The following is a 22,565-nucleotide window of genomic DNA, read 5'->3' as shown; positions in this document are numbered from 1 at the left end:
CGGTGATTGACGCCTACGTGACGCCCCAGGCGCGGCGTGGGTTTCACGACGTTCGGGATGGGTGCGTCAACAGGGGTCGCGGTCGAAGGCGCACAGCGTGCGGACCGTCTGCAGCAACGGCCGCGGCACCGGAACCTCGGCCCGAGGACCGGCTTCCTCCATCGCCCCGGTCGCCACCAGCACCGAGTTGCCGACCTGGACCGAGAGCACGTACGCGCCCGCGGACTGCGCACGCCGGAACACCGACGCCCACACGAAGCCGCGCGACCCTGTCTCGACCGCCACCATCTGCTCCGCGTCCCAGCCGCGCCGCACGCAGGGTGCGATCGACCGACGCAGGGCGCCGTACGCATCCTCGGCGCGGGCGCCGTCCTCGAAGACGGTCAGCACGCGCCGTTCCGTCGCGGCGAGGTCGGAGCCGTGGGAGCCCTGCGTCACCACCGAGCCCCGGGTCGGCAGGCGCACCGCTTCGCAGTCGCCCACTGCGATCGACGCCTCCTGCCCGCGCAGCACCTCGGTCCGCCCGCCCGTCATGCCGGCGTCCAGCACGACGTCGGCCGGCACGCCTTGCAGCCAGCCGTCCTCGAGGGCCGGCTCCGGCAGGGCCGGGTCGCTGGCGACGGCGACGTCGCGGGCCCGATCCGGAGGGTCGGAGAGCGGGTTGAAGCCGATCGCGTGGAGCGGAACGACCACGAGCGCGCTGAGGACAGCGCCGGCCGCGCCGATCGCCGCTCGCCGGCGCCGGACCCGCTGCTGCCCCCGACGCCTCACCTCGCTGGCCGGCGCCAGGTCCCACACGGGCGCGTCGCCGGCGCCGAAGAGCTTGGAGTCATCCATCGTGCACCACTCCCGATTCGAACGCGGACGGCTCGGCGAGGAGGGCCGCGAGCGCGGCCCTTCCCCGCCTGAGCCAGGTCTTGACGGTTCCCTCCGGCACGCCCAGCTCGAGCGCGACGTCGCGCACCGGCAGGTCGGCGAGGTGATGGAGGACGATCGCACGACGGTACGTCTCGGGCAGCTCGCGCAGGGCAGTCACGACGGCGACGTACGACTCGTCGGGCGGCGCGACGACACCCGATCCTTCCAGGGCGCGGTCCGGTTCGCGCCGGGCGCGGGCGCCGCGTCGCCACCGGTCGACTGCGAGGCGGTACGCCGTCGTGCGGACCCACGCCTCGCGGTACTGGACGTCGCCGAACCTGCGCCGCCGGGCCCACACCCTGGCGAAGGCCTCCTGGACACAGTCCTGCGCCACGTCGCGGTCGCCGACCATCGCGTAGACCTGCGAGGTGATGCGCTGCGCCGATGCGGCGTAGAACTCGTCGAACTCATCCTCGTCCATCTGTTCCCACTTCGTACGGCTGCCACCTGCGTCCCCCTTCGGAAGCGAGACGCACGGACCGCCCGGTCGGTTTCACCGGCGCAGGGGAAGATTCCCACCCCAGACGACCGCGCCCCCGAGAGCGCGCGACAGCACGTTCTCGGGGGCGAGGTTCCCACGCCAAGATGGGGCGGAGGATGAACGCGGGGATGCTCGGACGCGTCAGCGCGCCGCGACCCGCACCGCTCGAGCAAGCACCGGGATCACGATCGCCGCCGGAATCAAGTGCAGGACCACCAGCGTGCCGGCGGTCGCAGCGCTTGCTCCCACGACGAACGGCGGGACGAGCGAGACCGCCGTCAACGCCACGGCGACCTGCACGAACCTTCGCGCCGGGGGCGCGCTCCAGCTGAGCAGTGCGGCGGCGATGCCGACGCCGACCAGCGAGAAGATGCCGGTCATCATGGCGAAGCCGGACAGGGGGATCGCCTCGCCACCACCCTCGGGGAGCTCGAACACGATGCCGGCAGCCCGGGCGAGCGCGGCGGCGAGGGTGGTGGCCACCATCGCCGCCACCGTGGCCGCGAGCCCCGCAGCCAGGAGCCTGCGGTAGCGCCGCCCGCGCGACACCGCTGCTGCGGGAGGAGCGAGTGCGCGGTCACCGGTGCTGGTCATGCGCTCTCCCCGGGTCGCTGAGCCGGTCACAGCTCACCGCCGGTGGCCAGTCGCTCGAGCGAGTCGTAGCCTTCTTCGACGCCGTGCTCCATGCCGCTGGCCAGCCACTGGTCGCGCGCCTCGAAGGAGTCGCACAGCGAGACGGCGTGCAGCCGGGTCCGACCGCCACCGAGGTCCGTGAAGGTCAGGGTCTCCAGCGACACGGCGTCCGGCATGCCGTCCCAGGTGAAGGTCTGCACGATGCGGTCCTCCCGGACCGTGTGGAAGCAACCGCGGAACGAGCCCTCGAAGTCGCCGTGTCGCGCCGTGTAGGCCCAGGCGCCACCGTCCCTGGCGTCCCACTCGGTGATCTCGTTCTCGAACTCCTTGGGACCGATCCAGCGGGCGAAGAGCCCGGGCTCGGTGTGGGCACGGAAGAGCTGTGCCCGACTCGCGTGGAAGTCGCGACGGATGTGGATGGTCGGCACCGCCGGGTCGGCCTCGACGACGGCGGCGTCGTAGCGCTTTGCGGCGTCCTGCTCGTGCTGCTCGGTCGTGGTGGTCATGGTCCGTCCTCCCGAATAGTGATCAACCATTGAGTTGAATAGACCGTAACGACCGCATTCGGTCGTTGTCAACCATCTGGTTGATGAGGCCGTCAGCACGGGTACGCTCCGTGCCGTGACGGGACGAGGGGTGCGGCGCGTCGTGCTGGACGTCGACACCGGCATCGACGACGCGCTCGCCCTGCTGTACGCGGTCGCGAGCCCGGGCCTCGAGCTCTGTGCGGTGACGGCGGTGGTCGGCAACGTGCCGGTCGAGGTCGCCGCGCGGAACTCCGCAGCCGTGCTCGCCCACGCCGGCGCGCCCCGCGTGCCGGTCGCAGCTGGCGCCGCACGCACGTCGGCGGGCGCTGGACCGCGGGCGGGGTCGACGAACCACGGCCACGACGGGCTCGGCGGCGTACGGGTCGCGCAGGTGGGGCACCGCGAGCAGGACGTCGCGTCGCTCCTCGGCTCCGTCGCAGGACAGGCGCCCTTCACGCTGGTCGGCCTGGCGCCGATGACCAACCTCGCCGCCAGCGCGCCGTTCGCCGACGACCTCGTCGTGCTCGGCGGCGAGCTGGTTCAGAAGGGCGCCCCGGAGTTCAACGCCGGTCACGACCCGGTCGCCACCGCGCGGGCGATGGCGACGGTGCGGCCCGTCACGCTGTACCCGATCGACGTGTTCGAGCGCGTCTCGGTGACCCCGGCAGACGTCGAGCTGCTCCGGGCGTCCGGACGCCCCGTGGCCGCCCTGGCCGGCGAGCTCCTGGCGGTCCGGCGAGCGCACCTCGTGGGCGATGCCGGCGCACTGCTGCTGCTCACCCACCCCCACCTGTTCCAGGTCGAGCCGCGCCGCCTCGGAGTGGTCGGCGACCGACTCACCGCGACCGCTGACGGCAGGCTGCTCGACGTCGTGGTCGACGTCGACGCACCGGCCGTCGCACGCGCCTTCGTCGAGGTGCTGCTCGGCGCCTGACGCTCGGAGGGGCCGCGCCCTCAGCGGCGGCCGACCCGCCGCGGCACCACGACCAGCAGCACCGCCGACACCCCGACCGAAGCAACCGCTCCCCACGCAGCGGCCGTCCGGTCGTAGACCATGTCGACGACGAGGAACAGGATCCCGCCCAGCAGTACGGCGATCAGCGCGAGCGCGAGCGTCGTCAACCGGTGCGCTGCCCGGACCAGCTCGGGCTTGGCGTCGTCACCGAAGACCCGCCGGTGGATCGCGACGGGCGTCAGGGTGACACCGACGGTCCCGAAGGCCAGCGCCAGCAGGGCGACGTACCAGCCGCGCTGGAAGGCGTCGAGGTCCTCGAACCGCTCCTGGAACGGCAGCGTGGCGAGGAACCCGGCCAGCAGCTGGACCCCGGTCTGGCTGACGCGCAGCTCCTGGAGGAGGTCGGACCAGTTGCGGTCCGCCTGCTCCTGCGGCGTCTCGCCGCCTCTGCCGCGCGCCATTGGCCGAAGGTACTCGTCGCGCTGGCGCCGCCCACCTCCTCACGGGTGAGCCGGGCTCTCCAGCCCGGTGGCACCGTGATGGGCATGGCTGAGAAGAAGAAGCCCGGCCCGTCGGTCAAGGACCCGGAGGTCTACGAGGCCCTGCGCGACGACGGCGCGAGCAAGGAGAAGGCCGCACGCATCGCGAACGCGTCCGCGGCCCAGGGGCGCTCGGAGGTCGGCGGGCGCGGCGGCAAGGCGGGCGACTACGAGGACCGCACCGTCGACGAGCTGCGCAAGCGCGCCGCCGAGCTGGACATCGAAGGCCGCTCGTCGATGAACAAGGCCGAGCTGATCGACGCCCTGCGCAACCACTGAGCACCCACCCAGTGGGTCCGCCACCCCCACGGGTGTCCTTGCATCACCACGGGCGTGACAGGTTCGAGGTGACCACCCGGTCATCGATCCCACAGGAGGAACCGACATGGGTCTGGACGACAAGCTCGACAACAAATCCGACGAGCTCAAGGGCAAGGCCAAGGAGGCCACCGGCAAGGCGACGGACGACGAGGAGCTGGAGGCCGAGGGCAAGGGCGACCAGACCGGAGCCGACCTCAAGCAGGCCGGCGAGAAGGTCAAGGACGCCTTCAAGCACTGAGCCGCCCTCCCGACCGACGCACCGTCGTCGGGGCAGGCAACCAGAGCGACGGCCCGCGGGCGACCCCACCCTTCGTGGGGTCGCCGGCGGGGGCCCGGTCCTCGGGTACGTCTGCGCACATGCCGCGGCGCGGTTCGGGGTACCGTCGCTGGCATGAGCTCCCAGGATCCCGACCGGGTCGACCCCACCAAGCAGTCCGGCCGCCCGCTGCTCATCACCGGCGCGGTCGTGACGCTGATCGTCGTCCTGGCCCTGCTGATCTTCGTCTACAACCAGGCCTCCTGAGCGCTGCTCGATCGCGGGCTGGGCGGTCACGGCTGACCGGAGCTGTCGGCGCCCGCTCGTAGGGTGCTGCCCGTGACCTTGCACCTGCACACCGCCGAGCGCACCGACGCGCTGGCCGACGGCCTGGCCGACCTGCTGGTCACTCCCCTGCCCGACCCCTTCGCCCGCGAGGTCGTCGTCGTCCCCGCCCGCGGCGTGGAGCGCTGGCTCACCCAGCGGCTGTCCCACCGGCTCGGCGTCGGCGACCGGCCGGCCGACGGCGTGTGCGCGGGCGTCCGGTTCGTCAGCCCACGCTCGCTGGTCACGCTGGTGCTGGGCGTCGACGACACCGACCCGTGGCAGCCAGATGCGCTCGCCTGGCCGCTGCTGGAGGTCATCGACGACGTCCTCGGCGCGCCGGGGTTCGAGGCCCTGACCGACCATCTCGGCCGCGGCGATCCCGACGACGAGCGCTCGGCCCGGCGCTACTCGGTGGCGCACCGGCTGGCCGGGCTGTTCCACCGCTACGCCGTCCAGCGTCCGCAGCTGGTCACCGACTGGCGCGAGCGCCGCGACACCGACGGGGCCGGCGGAGCGCTCGCCGACGACCTGCGCTGGCAGGCCGAGCTCTGGCGCCGGCTCGAGCCGCGGGTCCCGGCCCCACCGCCCGACCAGCGCCACCGCGACACCCTCCAGCGGCTCCGGTCGGGCGGCGACGGCCTGGACCTCCCGCCCCGGCTCTCGCTGTTCGGCCACACCCGCATCCCCCGCACGGAGGCCGAGCTCGTCGGAGCGCTGGGCGAGGTGCGCGACGTGCACCTGTGGCTGCCGCAGGTCTCGCCGCGGTCGTGGCGCGCCCTCGCCCCGACCGCCGTCGAGGGTCCGGTGCCCCGGGCGGCCGACACCTCCGCGGCCCTCGTCGAGCACCCGCTGCTCGCCTCGCTGGGCCGCGACGCGCGCGAGCTGCGCCGCACGCTCGGGCCGACCGGTGCCGCCGAGGCGGCTCCTCTCCCCGCCGCCACCCCACCTCCCACGCTGCTCGGCTGGCTGCAGGCCGACCTGCGCGCCGACCGGCTGCCCACCCCCGAGGAGCGGACCGCGCGAGTGGTCCCGCGCGCCGACCGGTCGGTGCAGGTGCACGCCTGCCACGGCGCGGCCCGTCAGGTCGACGTGCTCCGGGAGGTGCTCGTCGGCCTCCTGGCCGACGACCCCACGCTGGAGCCGCGCGACATCGTCGTGATGTGCCCCGACGTCGAGTCCTACGCACCGCTCGTCTCCGCCGCCTTCGGTCTCGGCGACCTCACCGAGGGACGCGGCCACCCCGCCCACGAGCTGCGGGTCCGTCTCGCCGACCGCTCGCCGGGAGCCACCAACCCGCTGCTGGCCCTCGCCGCGACCCTGGTCGAGCTGGCCGGAGGCCGGCTCACGGCCACGGAGGTGCTCGACCTCGCCGGCACCGAGCCGGTGCGCCGTCGCTTCGGCTTCGACGACGACGGCCTGGAGCAGGTGCAGCGCTGGGTCCACGGAGCGGCCGTGCGCTGGGGCCAGGACCCCGAGCACCGGGCCGCCTTCGGCCTCCAGCTGGGCGACAACACCTGGCAGTCCGGCCTGCGACGGATGCTCCTCGGTGCGGCCATGTCCGGCACCGGCCACCGGTTCGTCGGCGGCGCGCTCCCCCTCGACGACGTCGGTGACGCTCAGCTGGAGCTCCTCGGGCGCTTCGTCGAGTACGTCGACCGACTCGAGCGGACCCTCGACCGGGCGCGCGGCGCGACGTCGGCAGTCGAGTGGACCGAGGCCCTGGCAGGTGGGGTGCACAGCCTGACCGCCACCCCGCCCGACGAGGCCTGGCAGGTCGCCCAGTTCGACCGCGAGCTCGCGCGCATCGGCGCCAGCGTCACCGACGGCGGCGCGGAGCGCACGGTGCTGCGGCACGCCGACGTCCGCGCGCTGCTCGCCCACCGGCTGCGCAGCCGCCCGACCCGCGCCAACTTCCGCACCGGCACGCTCACGGTCTGCACGATGGTCCCGATGCGCTCGGTGCCCCACCGCGTGGTGTGCCTGCTGGGTCTCGACGACGGCGTGTTCCCGCGGCTCGACAGCATCGACGGCGACGACGTGCTGGCCCGGGCGCCGCTGACCGGCGAGCGCGACGTCCGCGCCGAGGACCGCCAGCTGTTCCTCGACGCGATCGCCGCCGCCGGACAGACCCTCGTGATCACCTACACCGGCCGCGGCGAGCACACCGGCGCCGACCGGCCGCCGGCGGTGCCCCTCGGCGAGCTGCTCGACACCCTCGACGTGACGGCGACAGCCCACGACGGCGGACGCGTGCAGGACCAGGTGCGCGTGTTCCACCCGCTGCAGCCCTTCGACGAGGCCAACCTGCTCGCGGGCCCCGACCGCCCCGCCGGGGTGCCGCACCTGACCTTGACCGACGAGCCGTTCACCTTCGACCACACGTCGCTGGCCGGCGCCTTGGCCGCCCGAGACCAACGCGCCGTCGTACGCGAGCTCCTTCCCGAGGCCCTGCCGCCGGCGGACCAGCCGTCCGCGGAGGTGGCGGAGGTCGCGCTGTCCGACGTGCACGACTTCTTCGCCCACCCGGTCCGGGCGTTCCTGCGCCGCCGGCTGCGGGTGTCGACGCCCCTGGACGCCGACGAGCTGGCGGACGCGATCCCGATCCAGCTCGACGGCCTCCAGCGCTGGGACGTGGGTGACCGGCTGATCCGCGACGTGCTCGCCGGCGCCGACCCGGCGCAGGCCATGACGGCCGAGCAGCTGCGCGGCCTGCTGCCTCCCCGCACCCTCGGCGCGAGCGTGCTCGGCTCGATCGTGGAGCAGGTACGGCCGCTGGTGACGGCCGGCCTGGCCGCACGGCGGGGTGAGCCGCGCACCGTCGACGTCGACATCGACCTCGGCGACCGCCGCGTCACCGGGACGGTGGACGACCTCTTCGGCAACCACCTGGTGACGGTCGGCTACTCGCGGCTCGCGGCCAAGCACCGCATCGCCGGCTGGATCGACGCGCTCGCCCTCGCCACCGGGCTCCCCGACGCCAACTGGACCGTGCACACGATCGGGCGCGGTCGCAACGGCGGGCAGGTCTCGCGCATCGGCCCGCTGCCCGAGCACGAGGCACGCGCGTGGCTGGGGCGCCTGCTCGACGTGATGGCGGCCGGGTTGTGCGAGCCGCTGCCGCTGCCGCCCAAGACGTCCCTGGCGTGGGCCGCCGAGCACGTCCACGAGGTGGCCGGGCGGCCCAACGCCGACGCCGACCGGGCCGCCGACCGGGAGTGGACCGCGCCCCGGTTCAGCGAGACGGCGGTGCCGACCGAGGACGCCGACGCGTGGCACCGGCTGGCCTGGGGCGAGCGGGCGCCCTTCGACGTGCTCTGCGCGACGCCGCGACCGGGGGACCCCGGCACGGAGCGGCACCGCCTGGGGCGCTACGCCTGGGCACTGTGGCAGCCGCTCCTCGAGCACGAGGTGGTGCAGCCCCTGTGACCACCGCGACCACGGCGGTCCCTGACGGCCCGCCCGGCACCTTCCGCATCACCGACCCCCTGCCCAGCGGGACCACGCTGCTCGAGGCCAGCGCCGGCACCGGCAAGACCTGGACGATCAGCGCCCTGGTGACCCGCTACGTCGCCGAGCAGGGCCTGCGGCTGGACGAGCTGCTCGTGGTGACCTTCACCCGCGCGGCCTCGCAGGAGCTGCGCGAGCGGGTCCGCGAGCGCCTCGTCAGCGCGCAGCGTGCGCTGGCCGACCCGCCCCCGCCCGCCGATCGGGACGAGCTCCAGGCTCACCTCCTCGACGTGGACGACGACGAACGGGCACTGCGGCTGGGCCGCATCACCCAGGCGCTGGCCGACTTCGACGCGGCCACGATCGCGACCATCCACCAGTTCTGCCAGCTGGTGCTGCGCAGCCTCGGCGTCGCCGGAGACACCGACCGCCAGGCGCGCCTGGTCGAGGACCTCGAGCAGCTCACCGAGGAGGTGGTCGACGACTGCTACCTCGCGGCCTTCGCCGACGCCGACGCCCCGGCCTTCGACCGGGCGACCGCCGGCACCATCGCGCGCGCCGTGGTCGGCGACCCCCGGGCCTCGGTGCAGCCGGAGGCTGCCGGCGGCGAGGCGCCCGGATCGCCGGCGGCCCAGCGCGTGGAGTTCGCCCGTTCGGTGCTGCGCGAGCTCGACCTGCGCAAGCGACGCCTGGGGATCCTCAGCTACGACGACCTGCTCGGCCAGCTCGCCGACGCCCTCGAGGATCCCCGCCGCTCGGCCCGCACGCGGATGCAGGCGCGCTGGAAGGTCGCGCTCATCGACGAGTTCCAAGACACCGACCCCGTCCAGTGGCAGGTCTTCGACCGGGCGTTCTCCGGCGTGTCGACCCTCGTGCTGATCGGCGACCCCAAGCAGGCGATCTACGCGTTCCGCGGCGGCGACGTGGCGACGTACCTCGATGCCGCCCGCACCGCCGGCACGAGGCAGACCCTGAGCGTCAACTGGCGCAGCGACAAGCCGCTGGTCGAGGCCCTCCAGCACCTGCTGGCACCGGCGCAGCTGGGCCACCCCGACATCGTCGTCCGCGAGGTGGAGGCGCACCACCAGCAGGCCCGGCTCGTCGGCGCCGGCCCCCCGGTGCGCCTGCGGGTGGCACGGCGGCTCGAGCTGGGCGAGGGACCGCGCAGCAAGCCACCGGTGGACCGCTGGCGCGACCACGTCGTCGCCGACCTCGCCGCGGACGTCAAGCGCCTGCTGACCGGCCAGGCGCGTATCGACGGGCGGCCGGTGCGCGCGGGTGACGTCGCGGTGCTCGCCTACACGCACACCATGCTCCAGGCCATCAAGCGAGCCCTCGCAGACGTCGGCGTCCCGTCGGTCGTCACGGCGGGCGGGTCGGTCTTCCACAGTCCGGCCGCGACCGAGTGGCTCACCCTGCTCGAGGCCCTCGAGCAGCCGCACCGCACCGACCGGGTGCGCGCCGCCGCGCTCACCAGCTTCCTCGGCCACACCGCGGCGCAGCTCGACGCCGGCGGCGACGAGCTCACCGACCGGCTCTCCGACCAGGCCCGCACGCTGGCCGACCTGCTCGAGACCAAGGGCGTGGCCGCCGTCCTCGAGTACGCCGTGGTGCGCGGGCTCACCGCCCGGGTGCTGTCCCGCGTCGGCGGGGAGCGGTTGCTCACCGATCTGCGCCACGTCGGCGAGGCCCTGCACCGCGTCGCAGTGGAGGAGCGACTCGGGGTCGTCGGCCTGTTGGCCTGGCTGCGCGAGCAGGTCGCCGAGGACAAGCGCGAGGTGGCCTCCGAGCGGGCCCGGCGGCTCGACTCCGACGCCGCCGCCGTGCAGCTCGTCACCATCCACGGGAGCAAGGGTTTGGAGTACCCCATCGTCTACCTCCCCTCGCTGTGGGACCGCTTCACCGGCCGCGAGCCGGACGTGCCGCGCTACCACGACGCCACCGGCCGGCGCTGTCGCGACGTCGGCGGCCCGAGCCCCTGGCGCTCGGAGGCGGTGGCGCGGCACGCCGCCGAGGACGCGGGCGAGTCGCTGCGCCTGCTCTACGTCGCCATGACCCGGGCCCGCTCCCAGGTCGTCGCCTGGTACTGCCCGTCCAACAACACGCCGGGCTCGGCGCTGCACCGGCTGCTGTTCGGCCGGCGCCCCGGCACCCCCGTCGTGCCCGACAGCCAGCCGGTCGTCGACGACGACCGCATCGTCGAGATCCTCGGGCACTGGCGCGACGCCGGCGCCGTGTGGCCCGAGCTCGCCGAGGTCGTCGCGCCGGACCCGCAGGCGCTGCCCTCGCCGGTGCACGACCTGCGCGTGCGTGCCTTCACCCGCCGCGTCGACACCGACTGGCGCCGCACGTCCTACTCCTCCCTGTCCGCGGCGGCCACCGAGTCGGCGCATGCCGAGGCGCCGCTCTCGGAGCCGGAGATCGGCGAGGACCTGGAGACGGCCGACCAGTGGGCCCCCGACCTCGAGGCGACGACGGCCTCACCGGAGGACCTGTCCCTTGCCGCGGTCGCCTCCCCCATGTCCGCGTTCCCGGCGGGCGCCGCCTTCGGCTCGCTGGTGCACGCCGTGCTGGAGCACGCCGACCTGCAGGCGGGCGACCTGCGCTGTGAGCTGCTGGACCGGATCGAGGAGCAGCGGGCGTGGTGGCCGGTCGAGGTCGACAGCGGCGCGCTGGCCGACGCCCTCGTCCCGGTGTGCCACACCCCGCTGGGGTCGATGGCCGGCGGCCGCGCACTGGTCGACATCGCGGCTGCCGACCGCCTTGCCGAGCTCGACTTCGAGCTCCCGCTCAGCGGCGGCGACCTGGGCGCCTACGACGTCGACGACGTCACCCTCGGCGACCTCGAGCCGCTGCTGCGCCGCCACCTCGCCGAGGACGATCCGGTCCTGAGCTACGCCGACACCCTCGCCGGCGACCCGGCGCTGGCCGGCCAGGCCCTGCGCGGCTACCTCACGGGGTCGATCGACGTGGTGATGCGGGTGCCGACCGAGGCCGGACCGAGCTTCGTGACCGTCGACTACAAGACCAACCGCCTCGGCGACCCCACCGCCGACCTCACCGCCTGGGACTACCGACCCGAGGTGCTCGACGAGGCGATGGGGCACTCCGACTACCCGCTCCAGGCACTGCTCTACACCGTGGTGCTACACCGGTTCCTGCGCTGGCGGCTGCCCGGCTACGACCCGTCACGCCACCTCGGCGGCGTCCTCTACCTCTACCTGCGCGGCCTGTGCGGACCGGACACGCCGGTCCTCGACGGCCGGGTGCCGGGGGTGTTCGAGTGGCGTCCGCCGGTCGCCCTGGTGGCCGAGCTGTCCGACCTGCTCGACGGCGTACGTCCGGGAAGGACCCGCCGATGACGGACATCTGGGAGACCACCGACCCGGCCGACCCCCGCTTCGCCCTCGGTGCCACGGGCGTGCTCGGGGAGTTCAACGCCGCGGGTGTCCTCACGGCCGGTGACGTCCACGTCGCACGCGCGCTGGGTCTGCTGACCCACGAGGCGGACGACGACGTGCTCCTCGCCGTCGCCCTGGCCTGCCGGGCCGTGCGCGCGGGCTCGGTGTGCCTCGACCTCGCCGCCGCTGCCGGGTCCGTGGCAGCGGCCGCCGGCGAGGACGACGCGACGGCCGAGCTGCCGTGGCCCGAGCCCGAGGCGTGGGGCCGGGCCCTCGCGCACAGTCCGCTCGTGGCGCAGGGAGTGGTGCGCTGGGAGCACGGCCTGGTCTACCTCGACCGCTACCACGAGCAGGAGACCCAGGTCCTGCGCGACCTCGCCGAGCGGGCCGGCCGCCGGCCGCCCGTGGCTGACGACGTCCTGGCTCCGGTCCTCGCGCGCGTCTTTCCCGGCGAGCAGTACGCCGAGCAGCGCGACGCCGGCCGGGCCACCGCCGCGCAGTGGACGACCGTGCTCACCGGCGGGCCGGGCACCGGCAAGACCACAACGGTCGCGGGGCTGCTCGTCGCGCTGCGCGCCCAGCACCCGACCGACGGGCCACCGCTCCGCGTCGCCCTGACCGCGCCCACCGGCAAGGCCTCCGCCCGGCTGCAGGAGTCGCTGGGCGAGGCCACCCGGTCGCGCGACGGCGAGCCGGACCGCTTCACCGACGAGGAGCGGGCCTGGCTAGGCGGGCTCCAGTCCATGACGCTGCACCGCCTCCTCGGCCGGCGCCGCGACACCGACACCCGCTTCCGGCACCATCGCGGCAACCGGCTGGCCGCCGACGTGATCGTCGTCGACGAGACCTCGATGGTGTCCTTGACCATGATGGCGCGACTGCTCGAGGCCGTGCGTCCCGACACCCGACTGGTGCTGGTGGGCGACCCCGACCAGCTCTCGTCGGTGGAGGCGGGCGCCGTGCTCGGCGACCTCGTCACCGGCTACGCCGCACGCGCCGACTCGCCCGTCGTCTCGTTGCACACCTCGCACCGGTTCGGCGACCGGATCGGTGCCCTGGCCCGTGCGGTCCGCGACGAGCGCGCCGAGGACGTGCTGGAGATCCTGGCCGCCGGCGACGACGTCGTCGAGTGGGTGGCCGACGACCGTCCCGCCGCGTCGATCCGCGCGGCGGCGCTGCCCGGCGCCCTCGCCGCGCGCGACGCGGCGCGGGCCGGCGACGCCGTACGCGCCCTGCGGGCGCTCGAGACGCACCGGATGCTCTGCGCGCACCGCGACGGTCCGGCGGGCGTCGAGCACTGGAACCGGCGCATCGAGGCCTGGCTCGCTGCCGAGACCGGCGACCCGGTCCACGACCCTACCTACCTCGGCCGGCCGGTGCTCGTCACCGCCAACGACTACGGCATCGGTCTCTACAACGGCGACTCCGGGGTCGTGGTCGCCACGGCGGACGGCCCTCGCGTCGCCTTCCCCGCCGCGAGCGGGCCGCCGACCCTGGTCGCGCCGACCCGGCTGGGGGCGGCGCAGACGATGCATGCGATGACCATCCACAAGAGCCAGGGCAGCCAGGTGGACGAGGTGACCGTGCTGCTTCCCGACGAGGACTCTCGGCTGCTGACGCGCGAGCTCTTCTACACCGCCATCACGCGGGCGCGTCGCCGCGTGCGCGTGGTCGGGTCGGAGGACGCCGTCCGGGCCGCCGTCGGCCGGCGTGCGCAACGCGCGAGCGGGCTCGCCGTACGCCTCTCGGCGGCACCCTGACCGACCCTGACCCACCGGGCGCCGCGCCGCGACGGCGAAACGTCTGCGACACACTGGCCCGATAGCCTCGAGACATGCCCTACCTGATGCGCGTCGAGCTGCCGGACGTCCCGGGGTCGCTCGGCCGCGTCGCCAGCGCCATCGGCGAGGCCGGTGGCGACATCGACGCGATCGAGATCGTGGAGAAGCGCGACGGTTTCGCCGTCGACGACGTGCTGCTGGAGATGGCTCCCGGGACGATGCCGGACTCCGTGGTCTCCGCGTGCAGCGTGCTCGACGGCGTGACCGTGCTCTGGATCAACCGCTACGCCGCGGGCGGCAACCTGTTCCTCGACCTCGAGGTCGTCGAGTCGCTGACCGAGGACCCGGCCAGCGCCGCGGACCGGCTCGTCGACCTGCTCCCGATCGCCTTCCGCGTCGACTGGGCCGCGCGTGTGCGCCCGACCGGCACCGGCGTCGCGGTCGTGCACGCGACCGACGCCGCTCCCAGCGAGTTCACCATCGGCCAGGTCGAGTCGCCGACGCGACTGCCCGGTGACGACGTCTACGTCGAGTGCGCGGCACCGTTCGGCCAGGACGTCGTGCTCATGGGCCGTCGCGGCGGACCCGAGTTCCTCGACTCCGAGCTCGCTCGCCTCCAGCACCTCATCGGACTGGCGACGACGATCACCCGCGGCTGAGCGGCGCGCGGTCCGCAGCGCAACGGCACGCATGCCGCAGCCCGCCCGCGGGTACGCCGGGGCTCCCCCACGAGAGGACGCCGAGGTGAGCATGGACGAGACGGAGCGCGAGGCTCCCCAGATCAACGACCCGGCGGCGCCGGAGCCCGAGGCACCTGCGCACGCCGACCACGACGAGGAGACCGTCGTGCACGCCGGGGACGGCGACGACGAGTCCATCATCGACGGAGCCGACCCGGCGCCGCCGCAGCCGAGCTGAGCCGCTCAGGCGCGCTCGAGCAGGAACAGCGGGATCTCCCGGTCGGTCTTCTCCTGGTAGGAGGCGTACGTCGGCCACGTGGCGACGGCGTGCTCCCACCAGTCGGCGCGCTCCTCGCCGCTCAGCTCGCGCACCCGGTAGAGGTGCTTCTCCGCCTTGTCCTGCAGCTCCACCTCGGGGTGCGCGCGGAAGTTGTCGGCCCACGCCGGGTCCTCCGGGGCACCGCCCTTGGAGGCGACCGCGAGGTAGGCGCCGTCGCGCTCGACCCGCATCACCGGGTTCTTGCGCAGGTTGCCGGACTTCGCGCCGAGCGAGGTGATCACCACGATCGGGTAGTCGGTGCCGGGCAGCGTGCCGGCCTCCTCGCCGTCGGATGCCTCGTAGGCGGCGACCTGGTCGCGCACCCACTCCGCCGAGCTCGGGACATAGGTTCCAGTCAGTGCCATGTCCCCACAACACCACGGTCGGGGCGACGATTCCACCCTCAACTAGTCTCCGGTGCATGAGTGCGATCGAGGGCGTGAGCGAGATCTTCGACCCCGAGGCGTGGGACGCCGTGCCCGGCTTCGACGACCTCACCGACCTGACGTACCACCGCGCCCGCGAGCACGGCACCGTGCGCATCGCCTTCGACCGGCCCGACGTCCTCAACGCCTTCCGGCCGCACACCGTCGACGAGCTCCTCCGCACCCTCGAGCACGCACGGACGTCGGCCGACGTGGGCTGCGTGATCCTGACGGGCAACGGCCCGAGCGCGAAGAACGGCAAGTGGGCGTTCTGCACCGGCGGCGACCAGCGGATCCGCGGCCGCGCCGGCTACCAGTACGAGACCGACGGCCACACCGACGCCGGCGCGGAGCCCAACCCGATCGACAAGGCGAAGCTCGCCCGGCTGCACATCCTGGAGTGCCAGCGGCTGATCCGCTTCATGCCGAAGGTCGTCATCTGCGTGGTGCCCGGCTGGGCCGCCGGCGGCGGGCACAGCCTGCACGTCGTCGCCGACCTCACGCTCGCCAGCCGCGAGCACGCGCGGTTCAAGCAGACCGACGCCGACGTCGGCTCGTTCGACGGCGGCTACGGCTCGGCGTACCTCGCGCGCCAGGTCGGGCAGAAGTTCGCCCGCGAGATCTTCTTCCTCGCCGACGAGTACGACGCCGAGGACATGCACCGCATGGGCGCGGTCAACCGCGTCGTCGCGCACGCCGAGCTGGAGAAGGTCGCCCTGGACTGGGGCCGCAAGATCAACGGCAAGTCCCCGACCGCGCAGCGAATGCTGAAGTACTCCTTCAACCTGCTCGACGACGGGCTCGTCGGCCAGCAGCTCTTCGCCGGCGAGACGACCCGCCTGGCGTACATGACCGACGAGGCGCAGGAGGGCCGCGACCAGTTCCTGGAGAAGCGCGAGCCGGACTGGTCGCCGTACCCCTGGTACTACTGATCTGACACGTCTGCGCAGGTCAGAGGCCTGTAGGGCGCGCACATGGCTCTTCGAGAAGGTCGACCGACCGCCGGCGGACTGGGATGAGCGCGCCGTCCTCACGGTCCCGGGTGTGGTGTGGACGGTGAGTAGCGATACGTGCGCCACTGGGCGACTGAGTGCACCCGACAACGTCGCGTACGACGGCTACTGCCGGGAGTTCGTCTTCCGTCAGCCGCGCGACGCCGCTGAGCTGGGCGCGGTCATGAGCGCGGACTCGGAGGAGGTGTTCGCCTGCTACCGCTTCGACGGGTTGGATCGCTGGACGTCGCGAAGCGTCGCAGCTTGGCGTGAGGACGTCGAAGTCGTTCTCGGGTACGCCCGTCATGCGCTCGCTGCGACCGCCGAAGACCCCGAACTCCAGCGATGTCTCGGCGGCTATGTCTCCTACATCGAGAGCGAGGAGTTCGGGCAGTACATCGATGCGCTGCGCGCGCATCTCGAGGCGCTGGGACGATCAGGAAGTGTGACGCTGGGCCACGCTGAACCGCTCGCCAGCGACGATGGTGACAGCGGCGCCCCGAACGTAGACTTCAAGCCATGAGCGAAGCCGACGCTTACGAGGCGGGGATGTCCCTGCCAGCCGATGCGCGTCGGCGCCTGGCGCTTCGCTTGCTCGAATCGGTGGACCCCGACGAGGCCTTCGACGCCGCGGCGGAGTCGTGGCTTCGCACTGAGGCGGCCGCGGCGTATGACGCACTCAAGGCGGATCCGTCGCGAGCCATCCCGGCCGAAGATGTCCGCACGCGCTTCGAGGCCAAGTGGGTCGCCCGTTCATGACGGGCCGGATCAACTTCACTCCGGAAGCCGAACGGCAACTCAACATCATCGACGACTGGATCGCGGCCAACACGACCGCCCACGTCGCGCGGCGCTTCGTCTCGGCGATCCTCGATCACATCGACGGAATCCTCGTGTTCCCTGTCGCCGGTCGTCCGCGCGACGACGTACGGCCGGGCATACGAACGACGACGTTCAAGAAGCGAACGATCATCGCCTATGAGGTCGACGAGTCGTCCGGCGCGGTCGTGGTCAACGTGGTCGGCGTGTTCCACGCAGGCCAGGACTGGGAAGGTGCACTCAGCGCTGACGAGGACTCGGAAGAGCGCTGACGAGATGGCTCCGTGCGTGGCGAGGTGGCATCAGAGTCGTCGGCGCCAGTCGACAACCAGCCGACACCGATGTTGCCGGAGGTCAGCCGTTCAATGCCGCCAACGACCCCCACACACACCCGCTGCGCGTGCCGCGCTTCCCCTGGTGCTACTGATCGATCGGATGCAGCCATGAAGATAGTCGTCCTCACCGGCGCCGGGATCTCCGCCGAGAGCGGGCTGGCCACCTTCCGGGACTCCGGCGGGCTGTGGGAGGGCCACGACCCGATGCAGGTCGCCACCCCGGAGGCGTACGCCCAGGACCCGGGCCTGGTGCAGCGGTTCTACGACGAGCGGCGCGCCGCGCTCTCGCGGGTCGAGCCCAACGCCGCCCACCGCGCGCTCGCGCGGCTGGAGGTGGCGCTCGGGGACGACCTGCTGGTCGTGACCCAGAACGTCGACGACCTCCACGAGCGGGCGGGCTCGCGTCGGGTGCACCACATCCACGGTCGGCTGCGCTCGGCGTGGTGCACCACCTGCGACGCGCGGCACGAGTGGTCGGGGTCCCTGGGCGACGAGCCGCCGTGCCCCGCGTGCGGGGCGCGGACGCTGCGACCCGACATCGTGTGGTTCGGCGAGATCCCCTACGGCATGGACGTGGTGGAGCAGGCGCTCTGGGACTGCGACCTGTTCGTGTCGATCGGCACCTCGGGCCTGGTCTACCCGGCCGCCGCGTTCGTGCACTGGGCGCGCGGGGCGACGCTCGAGCTCAACCTCGAGCCCAGCGCCGGTGCCACGGACTTCGCCGAGTCGCGTCAGGGCCCGGCCGGGTCGCTGGTGCCGGCGTGGGTCGACGAGCTGCTCGGCGAGCTGTCGGACGAGTCATCCGACGAGGCGGCTCGGCCGCCGTCCTGAGGCAGCGGCCGGAAGTGCAGCCGTACGCACGTCCCGCGGCCGAGCACCGAGTCGACCTCGACGCTGCCGCCGTGGCGCTGCATGATCTCGCGCACGATCCCCAGGCCCAGCCCGGTGCCGGGACGCAGGAGGGCCTCGTCGTTGGTCGAGCGGAACAGCGGCGCGAACAGGTGCTGCTGGTCGGCCTCGGAGATGCCGATGCCCTCGTCACGGCAGCCGAAGGTGAATCCGCCGTCGGCCCGGCGCTCGACGCCGAACCAGATCTCGTCGCCGGGGTCGGAGTACTTGACGGCGTTGTCGACGAGGTTGGTGATCGCGCTGGCGATCTCGCGCGGGTCGGCCAGCACGACGGCGGCCGGGAGGTCGCCGACGAGGTGAAGGGTGACGCCGGCCTTCTCGGCGACGGCGGCCATCGACCCCAGCGTCTCCTCGACGAGCGGCACCAGGTCGGTGCGCTCCATCGCCGGCGGGCGCTGCGGGTCGCTGACCCGCGACAGCATGGACAGCCCCTCCAGCAGGTCGGCAAGGCGCTCGGTCCCGCGCAGGATCGCCTCCGCGCGTCGTACGTCGTCGGGGCCGGCGGTCGAGCTGGTGGCGAGGAACTCCGCGTTGGCGGTGATCACCGTCATCGGGTTGTTCATCTCGTGGGCGAGCTCGCGCAGGAACCAGTGTCGGGCGCTCTCGAGCTCGCGCAGCTCCTCGAGCAGGCGTCGCTCGCGCTGGGTGGCGAGGGCGTTGGCGATGGCGTTGCCGAGGTCGTGACCGAGCTCCAGCGCCGCCAGTCCCTCGCCGTCGGTCCAGCGCCGCGAGCCGGTGCGACGGGCGCACATGAGCATGCCGAGCACCTCCTCGTCCACGCCCATGGGCGCCACGACGATCGCCTCGAAACCCGTCGCCTGCAGCGCCGCGGTGAACAACTCGCCGTGGGCCTCGTCGAGGTGCGCGTCGCCCCAGATGCGACCCGGCTCGATGATCAGCACCCGCTGGCCCCGCCAGGCCCGTGCCGCGGCCCGCTCCAGCGCCTCGCGCACCTGCGCCGGCAGGCGCAGCCGCAGGTCGCCGGGCCGGGCGAGGTCGTCGGTGAAGACGTGGATCTCGAGCTCGTCGACCGAGAGCGCTCCGAGCAGCGTCGTGCGCGCCTCCCGCAGGAGGTCGTCCACGTCGTGGCGCGCCGGACTGGACCGCACCAGACGACGGGCCGCACGGATGCCCTGGACGTGGTGGGCGAACTCCTCGCGCTCGATCACGCTGACGACGGTGCCCAGGCTGAGCGCCAGCGTGTCAGAGAGGCCCTCCAGGCGCTCGCGCGGCAGCCGCTTGAGGCCGAACGGCTCGTCGAGGTAGAGCAACGCCCGCAGCCCGCCGCGGTCGTCGCGGACCTGCGCCACGAGCATGTCGAACGGCTGCCAGTCCTGGCTGCTCCCGGTGTGGGGGATGTCGGCCACCCACGACGTGTCGTGGAGCCGCTCGAGGACACCCGGCGAGTACGCCTCCTCGGCGATGAAGGTGAAGGCGCCGTGCGTCTCGCCGTCGGCGATGGCGGCGAGCATGTCCTCCAGCCGCGAGCCGGTGCCGAGGAGCTGCCGAGCGGCCTCGGGCTCCCCGGTGATGGCCACGAACTCCAGCATCCCCTCGGGACGCACGACCTCGAGCGCACCCACCCGGAACCCAGCCCTGGCCGCCGCATCGGCGGTGATGTCGTGCAGCAGCCCACGCGTGCGCGGACTGCCCCAGCTCCGCTCGCGCGTGCCGCGCTTCCCCAGCGTCTTCGCCATGGCGCTCGTCCTCCCGCCCCCACGTGGGATGGTAGGCGCCGCACGCAGGGCGGCGAAGGGTTTTCCCCAGCCGGTGACCCGCGCGTCGCCCGCGGCGGCTGGTCCGGGTGCCCGCCTACAGGCCGTTGCGGCTGAAGTGCATGTAGTCCTTGGAGTGGCGCCAGGCGCCACCCCACTCCCACCCGATCCGGGCGAAGGCGCGCACGACCGGACCGTCGGCGGTGATCATCCCGGGGCGCACCCGCGCGCGGTCGAGGTACGCCGACGCGAGCTCGGGCAGCACGACCGGGCCCTTGGCGTAGGGATTCTGGAAGGAGTTCACGTCGATCGCGAGGCCGTAGGCGTGCTGCGAGAAGTGGCTCGCGCCCGTCGAGGCGCGGCACACGAAGGCGCCGGTCCCGTTGCCGTCCCCGGTCGGCGGCGCGTCGGGGTCGTGGCTGCGGACGATCGCGACCTGCTCCTGCGGGAAGCGGACGCGGTAGAGCACGCCGAAGACCTGCACGACGTCGCGCACCACCGTCCGGTGCACGAGCAGCTCGCCGGTGTGGCGCCGACCGTCGAAGCCCCAGAAGGCGAGCCGGACCCAGGCCAGGTCGGTCCGCGCCACCGGGCAGCCGGGTCGCCAGGTGGACCGGCGTACGACGTGCCGCGGGGCCGGCGAGACCACCCGGCTGGCGTACCCGCGTCCCGGCAGCGTCCGGACCTGGTCCGGCAGCGTCCAGCGACGCTCGCGCATCACCGGCGGCGTCGCGCGGACCTCGCCATAGCCGGTGGTCGGGTCGACGGGCAGGATGCGGGTGCCCAGCCAGGGCGGTGGCACGCTGCCCGGACCCGTGGCTGCCAGCGGCTGGGTGCCGTCGTCCCGGGGCGTCGTGAGCGCCCGGACCGCGCTCGGCTCGACCGGCACGGGCGCGCCGGCCACCGACAGCACCAGCTGCAAGAGCACGGCGACCAGGCCGGTGGCGGACACCGGCTCACCGTACGTCGGCAGGGCCCGCCGCTGGGAGCCAGACGGTGAAGGTGGTGCCCTCCCCGAGGACCGACTCGACGCCGACGGTGCCGTGGTGGCGCTTGGCCACCCGCTCGACGATGGCCAGGCCCAGGCCGGTGCCGGAGCGCTTGCGGGCCTCGAAGCTGCTCGAGCGGAAGAACGGCGTGAACACGCGGTCGACCTCGCTCGCGGCGATGCCGATGCCCGTGTCGGTGCAGGTCAGGCGGACGCCGTCGCGCCCGTCCACCACCTCGGCGGCGGCGGTCAGCTCCACGCGCCCGCCGGAGGGCGTGTACTTGATGGCGTTGGACAGCAGATTGGTCACGAGCCGTTGCAGGCCCGCCTCCTCGCCGGTGACGACGAGGCCCTCGGCGACGCCCAGCTCGAGGTGCACCCCCGACTGGGCGGCCGTCGCGGCCAGGAACTCCGCGCAGTCCTGCACGAGCGCGGTGAGGTCCACCGGAACGCTGGCGATGTCGCGCCCGGTGTCGCTGACGGTGGCCAGCGCCATCAGGTCCTCGACCATCGCCTCGATGCGCCGCGTCGCGCGGTCCATCGCGGCCAGTGACTCGCGGATCGGGCCAAACACCCCCAGTTGACCCAGCATCTCCACGTGCGTCCACAGGACGCTCACGGGGTTGCGCAGCTCGTGGGCCAGCGTGAGCACCATGTCGCGGCGGTAGTCGTTGATGCTGCGCAGCTCGGCGTTGAGCAGCCGCTCGCGCGCCATCAGCCGCGCCCCGACCACCACCCCGGCGACGTCGCTGGCCACCGCCGAGGCGGCGATGATCTCCGAGTCCACCCAGCTCGACCCACCGGGTCGCCGGCCCAGGCCCATCGTGCCGAGGTAGTCGCCGTCCATGCCGATCGGCACCAGCAGCCACGAGCCGAGGCGGCGCCGCTCCATGGCGCGCCGGATCACCTCGGGCGTGGGCTGTGCCGCGTCGCCAATGCCCCACGTCTGCGTCAGCTCGACCACGAGATGTCCGCGCCGCTGCCACACCTGGCGCATGTGGTCCTCGAGCACTGCGGTGTCGGGCTCGAGCTCGGGCGCCGGCTCCCCCGCCAGCAGCACGTCGACCGAGTCGACCGGCATGGCCTCGGCCATGGCCTCGGACAGCTGCCGGAGGAAGTCGTCGACGCCCTGCCCCGGCGCGACGCTCTGCATGGCGGTCCGCGCCTGGGACAGCATCCGCACCTGCTCGCCGAACCGCTCGCGCTCGACGATGCTCAGCACCGCGTCGTACATCACCCCGACCTCGGCGTTGACGGCGGCGATCGACTCCGGCGTGGGGCGCAACCCGTCGAGCGGCTCGTCGAGGTACAGCGTCGCGCGCAGCTCCCCCGCCTCGTCCTCCAGCAGCCGCACCAGCCGGTCCTCGGCGTGCCACGCGTCCGGCCCGGCCGGGTCGCCGAGGTCGGGCGTGTGACCGTACTGCGCCATCCACGCGCGGGTCTCGTCGTCCATCCGCTCCTCGGGGATGTGCCACCAGCCGTGCATCTCGGTGCCGAAGGCGACGAGCCGGTGCGCCGCCAGGGGTGCCGCCCGGCCGAGCAGCTGCTCGCGCGCCTCCGGGCTGCCGGCGATGGCGACGAACTCGAGGTTGCCGTCCGAGCGGAGCACCTCGACCGCGGCCACGCGGTAGCCCGACCGCCTCGCGATGTCCTCCGCGATGGCATGCAGGACAGCACGCTGGGCCTCGTTGCCCCACGCCCTGGCTCGCGGACGTACGTACGTCCGACCCTGTTCTGTCACTTACTGCTCCCGTTCCCCCGGTAACGAGTCAGCCGGTGCGACGTTACGCGTGCCGC

General features: G+C 73.5%; 23 protein-coding genes. 14 read left to right on the top strand and 9 right to left on the bottom strand.

Features of this window, described 5'->3' with window-relative positions; all coding sequences use genetic code 11:
- Positions 1-66 precede the first annotated feature (66 nt).
- From J3P41_RS14990 to J3P41_RS14975, 4 genes are all read right to left on the bottom strand, one after another.
- On the bottom strand, positions 67-837 hold the full coding sequence (locus J3P41_RS14990) for a hypothetical protein (RefSeq protein ID WP_210651157.1): 771 nt from the start codon (positions 835-837) through the stop codon (positions 67-69).
- Positions 830-1,339, bottom strand: coding sequence for an RNA polymerase sigma factor (locus tag J3P41_RS14985; RefSeq protein WP_210651156.1), 510 nt, complete (start codon positions 1,337-1,339; stop codon positions 830-832). Before J3P41_RS14985 ends, J3P41_RS14990 begins: the two co-directional genes overlap by 8 nt.
- Before the next feature lie 201 nt (positions 1,340-1,540).
- On the bottom strand, positions 1,541-1,993 hold the full coding sequence (locus tag J3P41_RS14980) for a DUF6069 family protein (protein WP_210651155.1): 453 nt from the start codon (positions 1,991-1,993) through the stop codon (positions 1,541-1,543).
- Between the two features lie 26 nt (positions 1,994-2,019).
- Positions 2,020-2,538 (bottom strand): SRPBCC domain-containing protein, encoded by a 519-nt coding sequence (locus tag J3P41_RS14975; protein ID WP_210651154.1) that lies wholly within the window; start codon positions 2,536-2,538, stop codon positions 2,020-2,022.
- Between the two features lie 115 nt (positions 2,539-2,653).
- On the opposite strand from J3P41_RS14975, the gene J3P41_RS14970 reads away from it, so the two are divergent.
- Positions 2,654-3,493 (top strand): nucleoside hydrolase, encoded by an 840-nt coding sequence (locus J3P41_RS14970; protein ID WP_210651153.1) that lies wholly within the window; start codon positions 2,654-2,656, stop codon positions 3,491-3,493.
- Positions 3,494-3,513: 20 nt separating this feature from the next.
- Here the strand turns inward: J3P41_RS14970 and J3P41_RS14965 are convergent, their stop codons facing one another.
- Positions 3,514-3,975 (bottom strand): DUF6328 family protein, encoded by a 462-nt coding sequence (locus tag J3P41_RS14965; protein ID WP_210651152.1) that lies wholly within the window; start codon positions 3,973-3,975, stop codon positions 3,514-3,516.
- Between the two features lie 84 nt (positions 3,976-4,059).
- On the opposite strand from J3P41_RS14965, the gene J3P41_RS14960 reads away from it, so the two are divergent.
- From J3P41_RS14960 to J3P41_RS14930, 8 genes are all read left to right on the top strand, one after another.
- Positions 4,060-4,332 carry a Rho termination factor N-terminal domain-containing protein gene (locus J3P41_RS14960; protein ID WP_246862234.1) on the top strand — a complete coding sequence of 91 codons (273 nt, stop codon included), beginning with the start codon at positions 4,060-4,062 and terminating at the stop codon, positions 4,330-4,332.
- Positions 4,333-4,438: 106 nt separating this feature from the next.
- Positions 4,439-4,612, top strand: a complete 174-nt coding sequence (locus J3P41_RS14955; RefSeq protein ID WP_210651151.1) for a CsbD family protein — start codon at positions 4,439-4,441, stop codon at positions 4,610-4,612.
- A 153-nt stretch (positions 4,613-4,765) separates the two neighbouring features.
- The gene (locus J3P41_RS19000) at positions 4,766-4,897 is read left to right on the top strand and encodes a hypothetical protein (RefSeq protein WP_282594949.1); all 132 of its coding nucleotides are present in this window, start codon (positions 4,766-4,768) and stop codon (positions 4,895-4,897) included.
- Positions 4,898-4,969: 72 nt separating this feature from the next.
- A complete protein-coding gene (gene recC, locus J3P41_RS14950; RefSeq protein WP_210651150.1) occupies positions 4,970-8,383 on the top strand; it encodes an exodeoxyribonuclease V subunit gamma in 3,414 nt (1,137 codons plus the stop codon).
- Positions 8,380-11,766, top strand: a complete 3,387-nt coding sequence (locus J3P41_RS14945; RefSeq protein WP_210651149.1) for a UvrD-helicase domain-containing protein — start codon at positions 8,380-8,382, stop codon at positions 11,764-11,766. The genes recC and J3P41_RS14945 overlap by 4 nt, the downstream gene beginning before the upstream one ends.
- Positions 11,763-13,565: an exodeoxyribonuclease V subunit alpha gene (gene recD, locus J3P41_RS14940; RefSeq protein WP_210651148.1), complete on the top strand. Its 1,803-nt coding sequence runs from the start codon at positions 11,763-11,765 to the stop codon at positions 13,563-13,565. The genes J3P41_RS14945 and recD overlap by 4 nt, the downstream gene beginning before the upstream one ends.
- A 74-nt stretch (positions 13,566-13,639) precedes the next feature.
- Entirely contained in the window at positions 13,640-14,245 is a 606-nt protein-coding gene (locus tag J3P41_RS14935; protein WP_210651147.1) for an ACT domain-containing protein, read from the top strand.
- Positions 14,246-14,330: 85 nt separating this feature from the next.
- Positions 14,331-14,504, top strand: coding sequence for a hypothetical protein (locus J3P41_RS14930; protein ID WP_210651146.1), 174 nt, complete (start codon positions 14,331-14,333; stop codon positions 14,502-14,504).
- A 5-nt stretch (positions 14,505-14,509) separates the two neighbouring features.
- Here the strand turns inward: J3P41_RS14930 and J3P41_RS14925 are convergent, their stop codons facing one another.
- Positions 14,510-14,950, bottom strand: a complete 441-nt coding sequence (locus J3P41_RS14925; protein WP_210651145.1) for a nitroreductase family deazaflavin-dependent oxidoreductase — start codon at positions 14,948-14,950, stop codon at positions 14,510-14,512.
- Positions 14,951-15,006: 56 nt separating this feature from the next.
- On the opposite strand from J3P41_RS14925, the gene J3P41_RS14920 reads away from it, so the two are divergent.
- From J3P41_RS14920 to J3P41_RS14900, 5 genes are all read left to right on the top strand, one after another.
- On the top strand, positions 15,007-15,942 hold the full coding sequence (locus tag J3P41_RS14920; RefSeq protein ID WP_210651144.1) for a 1,4-dihydroxy-2-naphthoyl-CoA synthase: 936 nt from the start codon (positions 15,007-15,009) through the stop codon (positions 15,940-15,942).
- A gap of 112 nt (positions 15,943-16,054) precedes the next feature.
- Positions 16,055-16,525, top strand: coding sequence for a hypothetical protein (locus J3P41_RS14915; protein WP_210651143.1), 471 nt, complete (start codon positions 16,055-16,057; stop codon positions 16,523-16,525).
- Complete coding sequence (locus J3P41_RS14910) at positions 16,522-16,761, top strand: addiction module protein (protein ID WP_210651142.1); 240 nt, start codon at positions 16,522-16,524, stop codon at positions 16,759-16,761. The genes J3P41_RS14915 and J3P41_RS14910 overlap by 4 nt, the downstream gene beginning before the upstream one ends.
- Positions 16,758-17,093: a type II toxin-antitoxin system RelE/ParE family toxin gene (locus tag J3P41_RS14905; protein ID WP_210651141.1), complete on the top strand. Its 336-nt coding sequence runs from the start codon at positions 16,758-16,760 to the stop codon at positions 17,091-17,093. The genes J3P41_RS14910 and J3P41_RS14905 overlap by 4 nt, the downstream gene beginning before the upstream one ends.
- A 171-nt stretch (positions 17,094-17,264) precedes the next feature.
- Entirely contained in the window at positions 17,265-17,987 is a 723-nt protein-coding gene (locus J3P41_RS14900; RefSeq protein ID WP_210651140.1) for an NAD-dependent deacylase, read from the top strand.
- On the opposite strand, the gene J3P41_RS14895 is transcribed toward J3P41_RS14900, so the two are convergent.
- The 3 genes from J3P41_RS14895 to J3P41_RS19340 all read right to left on the bottom strand — a co-directional run bounded on the left by J3P41_RS14895 (position 17,888) and on the right by J3P41_RS19340 (position 22,509).
- A complete protein-coding gene (locus tag J3P41_RS14895; protein WP_210651139.1) occupies positions 17,888-19,762 on the bottom strand; it encodes a GAF domain-containing sensor histidine kinase in 1,875 nt (624 codons plus the stop codon). The two genes, J3P41_RS14900 and J3P41_RS14895, sit on opposite strands and share 100 nt — an antisense overlap.
- 115 nt (positions 19,763-19,877) lie before the next feature.
- Entirely contained in the window at positions 19,878-20,732 is an 855-nt protein-coding gene (locus tag J3P41_RS14890) for a M15 family metallopeptidase (protein WP_307862017.1), read from the bottom strand.
- 4 nt (positions 20,733-20,736) lie between these two features.
- A complete protein-coding gene (locus tag J3P41_RS19340) occupies positions 20,737-22,509 on the bottom strand; it encodes a cell wall metabolism sensor histidine kinase WalK (RefSeq protein WP_210651138.1) in 1,773 nt (590 codons plus the stop codon).
- Positions 22,510-22,565: the final 56 nt, after the last annotated feature.

The sequence above is a fragment of the Nocardioides sp. SYSU D00065 genome (assembly GCF_017916425.1).
Taxonomy (GTDB): domain Bacteria; phylum Actinomycetota; class Actinomycetes; order Propionibacteriales; family Nocardioidaceae; genus Nocardioides.
Note: the sequence above shows the minus strand (reverse complement) of the source record. Positions and strands in the feature narration are given on the sequence as shown.

Coding starts and splice junctions, on each gene's coding strand:
- J3P41_RS14990 (WP_210651157.1), bottom strand. CDS start 837: ATGGATGACTCCAAGCTCTTCGGCGCCGGCGACGCGCCCGTGTGGGAC.
- J3P41_RS14985 (WP_210651156.1), bottom strand. CDS start 1,339: ATGGACGAGGATGAGTTCGACGAGTTCTACGCCGCATCGGCGCAGCGC.
- J3P41_RS14980 (WP_210651155.1), bottom strand. CDS start 1,993: ATGACCAGCACCGGTGACCGCGCACTCGCTCCTCCCGCAGCAGCGGTG.
- J3P41_RS14975 (WP_210651154.1), bottom strand. CDS start 2,538: ATGACCACCACGACCGAGCAGCACGAGCAGGACGCCGCAAAGCGCTAC.
- J3P41_RS14965 (WP_210651152.1), bottom strand. CDS start 3,975: ATGGCGCGCGGCAGAGGCGGCGAGACGCCGCAGGAGCAGGCGGACCGC.
- J3P41_RS14960 (WP_246862234.1), top strand. CDS start 4,060: ATGGCTGAGAAGAAGAAGCCCGGCCCGTCGGTCAAGGACCCGGAGGTC.
- J3P41_RS14955 (WP_210651151.1), top strand. CDS start 4,439: ATGGGTCTGGACGACAAGCTCGACAACAAATCCGACGAGCTCAAGGGC.
- J3P41_RS19000 (WP_282594949.1), top strand. CDS start 4,766: ATGAGCTCCCAGGATCCCGACCGGGTCGACCCCACCAAGCAGTCCGGC.
- recD (WP_210651148.1), top strand. CDS start 11,763: ATGACGGACATCTGGGAGACCACCGACCCGGCCGACCCCCGCTTCGCC.
- J3P41_RS14935 (WP_210651147.1), top strand. CDS start 13,640: ATGCCCTACCTGATGCGCGTCGAGCTGCCGGACGTCCCGGGGTCGCTC.
- J3P41_RS14925 (WP_210651145.1), bottom strand. CDS start 14,950: ATGGCACTGACTGGAACCTATGTCCCGAGCTCGGCGGAGTGGGTGCGC.
- J3P41_RS14920 (WP_210651144.1), top strand. CDS start 15,007: ATGAGTGCGATCGAGGGCGTGAGCGAGATCTTCGACCCCGAGGCGTGG.
- J3P41_RS14910 (WP_210651142.1), top strand. CDS start 16,522: ATGAGCGAAGCCGACGCTTACGAGGCGGGGATGTCCCTGCCAGCCGAT.
- J3P41_RS14905 (WP_210651141.1), top strand. CDS start 16,758: ATGACGGGCCGGATCAACTTCACTCCGGAAGCCGAACGGCAACTCAAC.
- J3P41_RS14900 (WP_210651140.1), top strand. CDS start 17,265: ATGAAGATAGTCGTCCTCACCGGCGCCGGGATCTCCGCCGAGAGCGGG.
- J3P41_RS14895 (WP_210651139.1), bottom strand. CDS start 19,762: ATGGCGAAGACGCTGGGGAAGCGCGGCACGCGCGAGCGGAGCTGGGGC.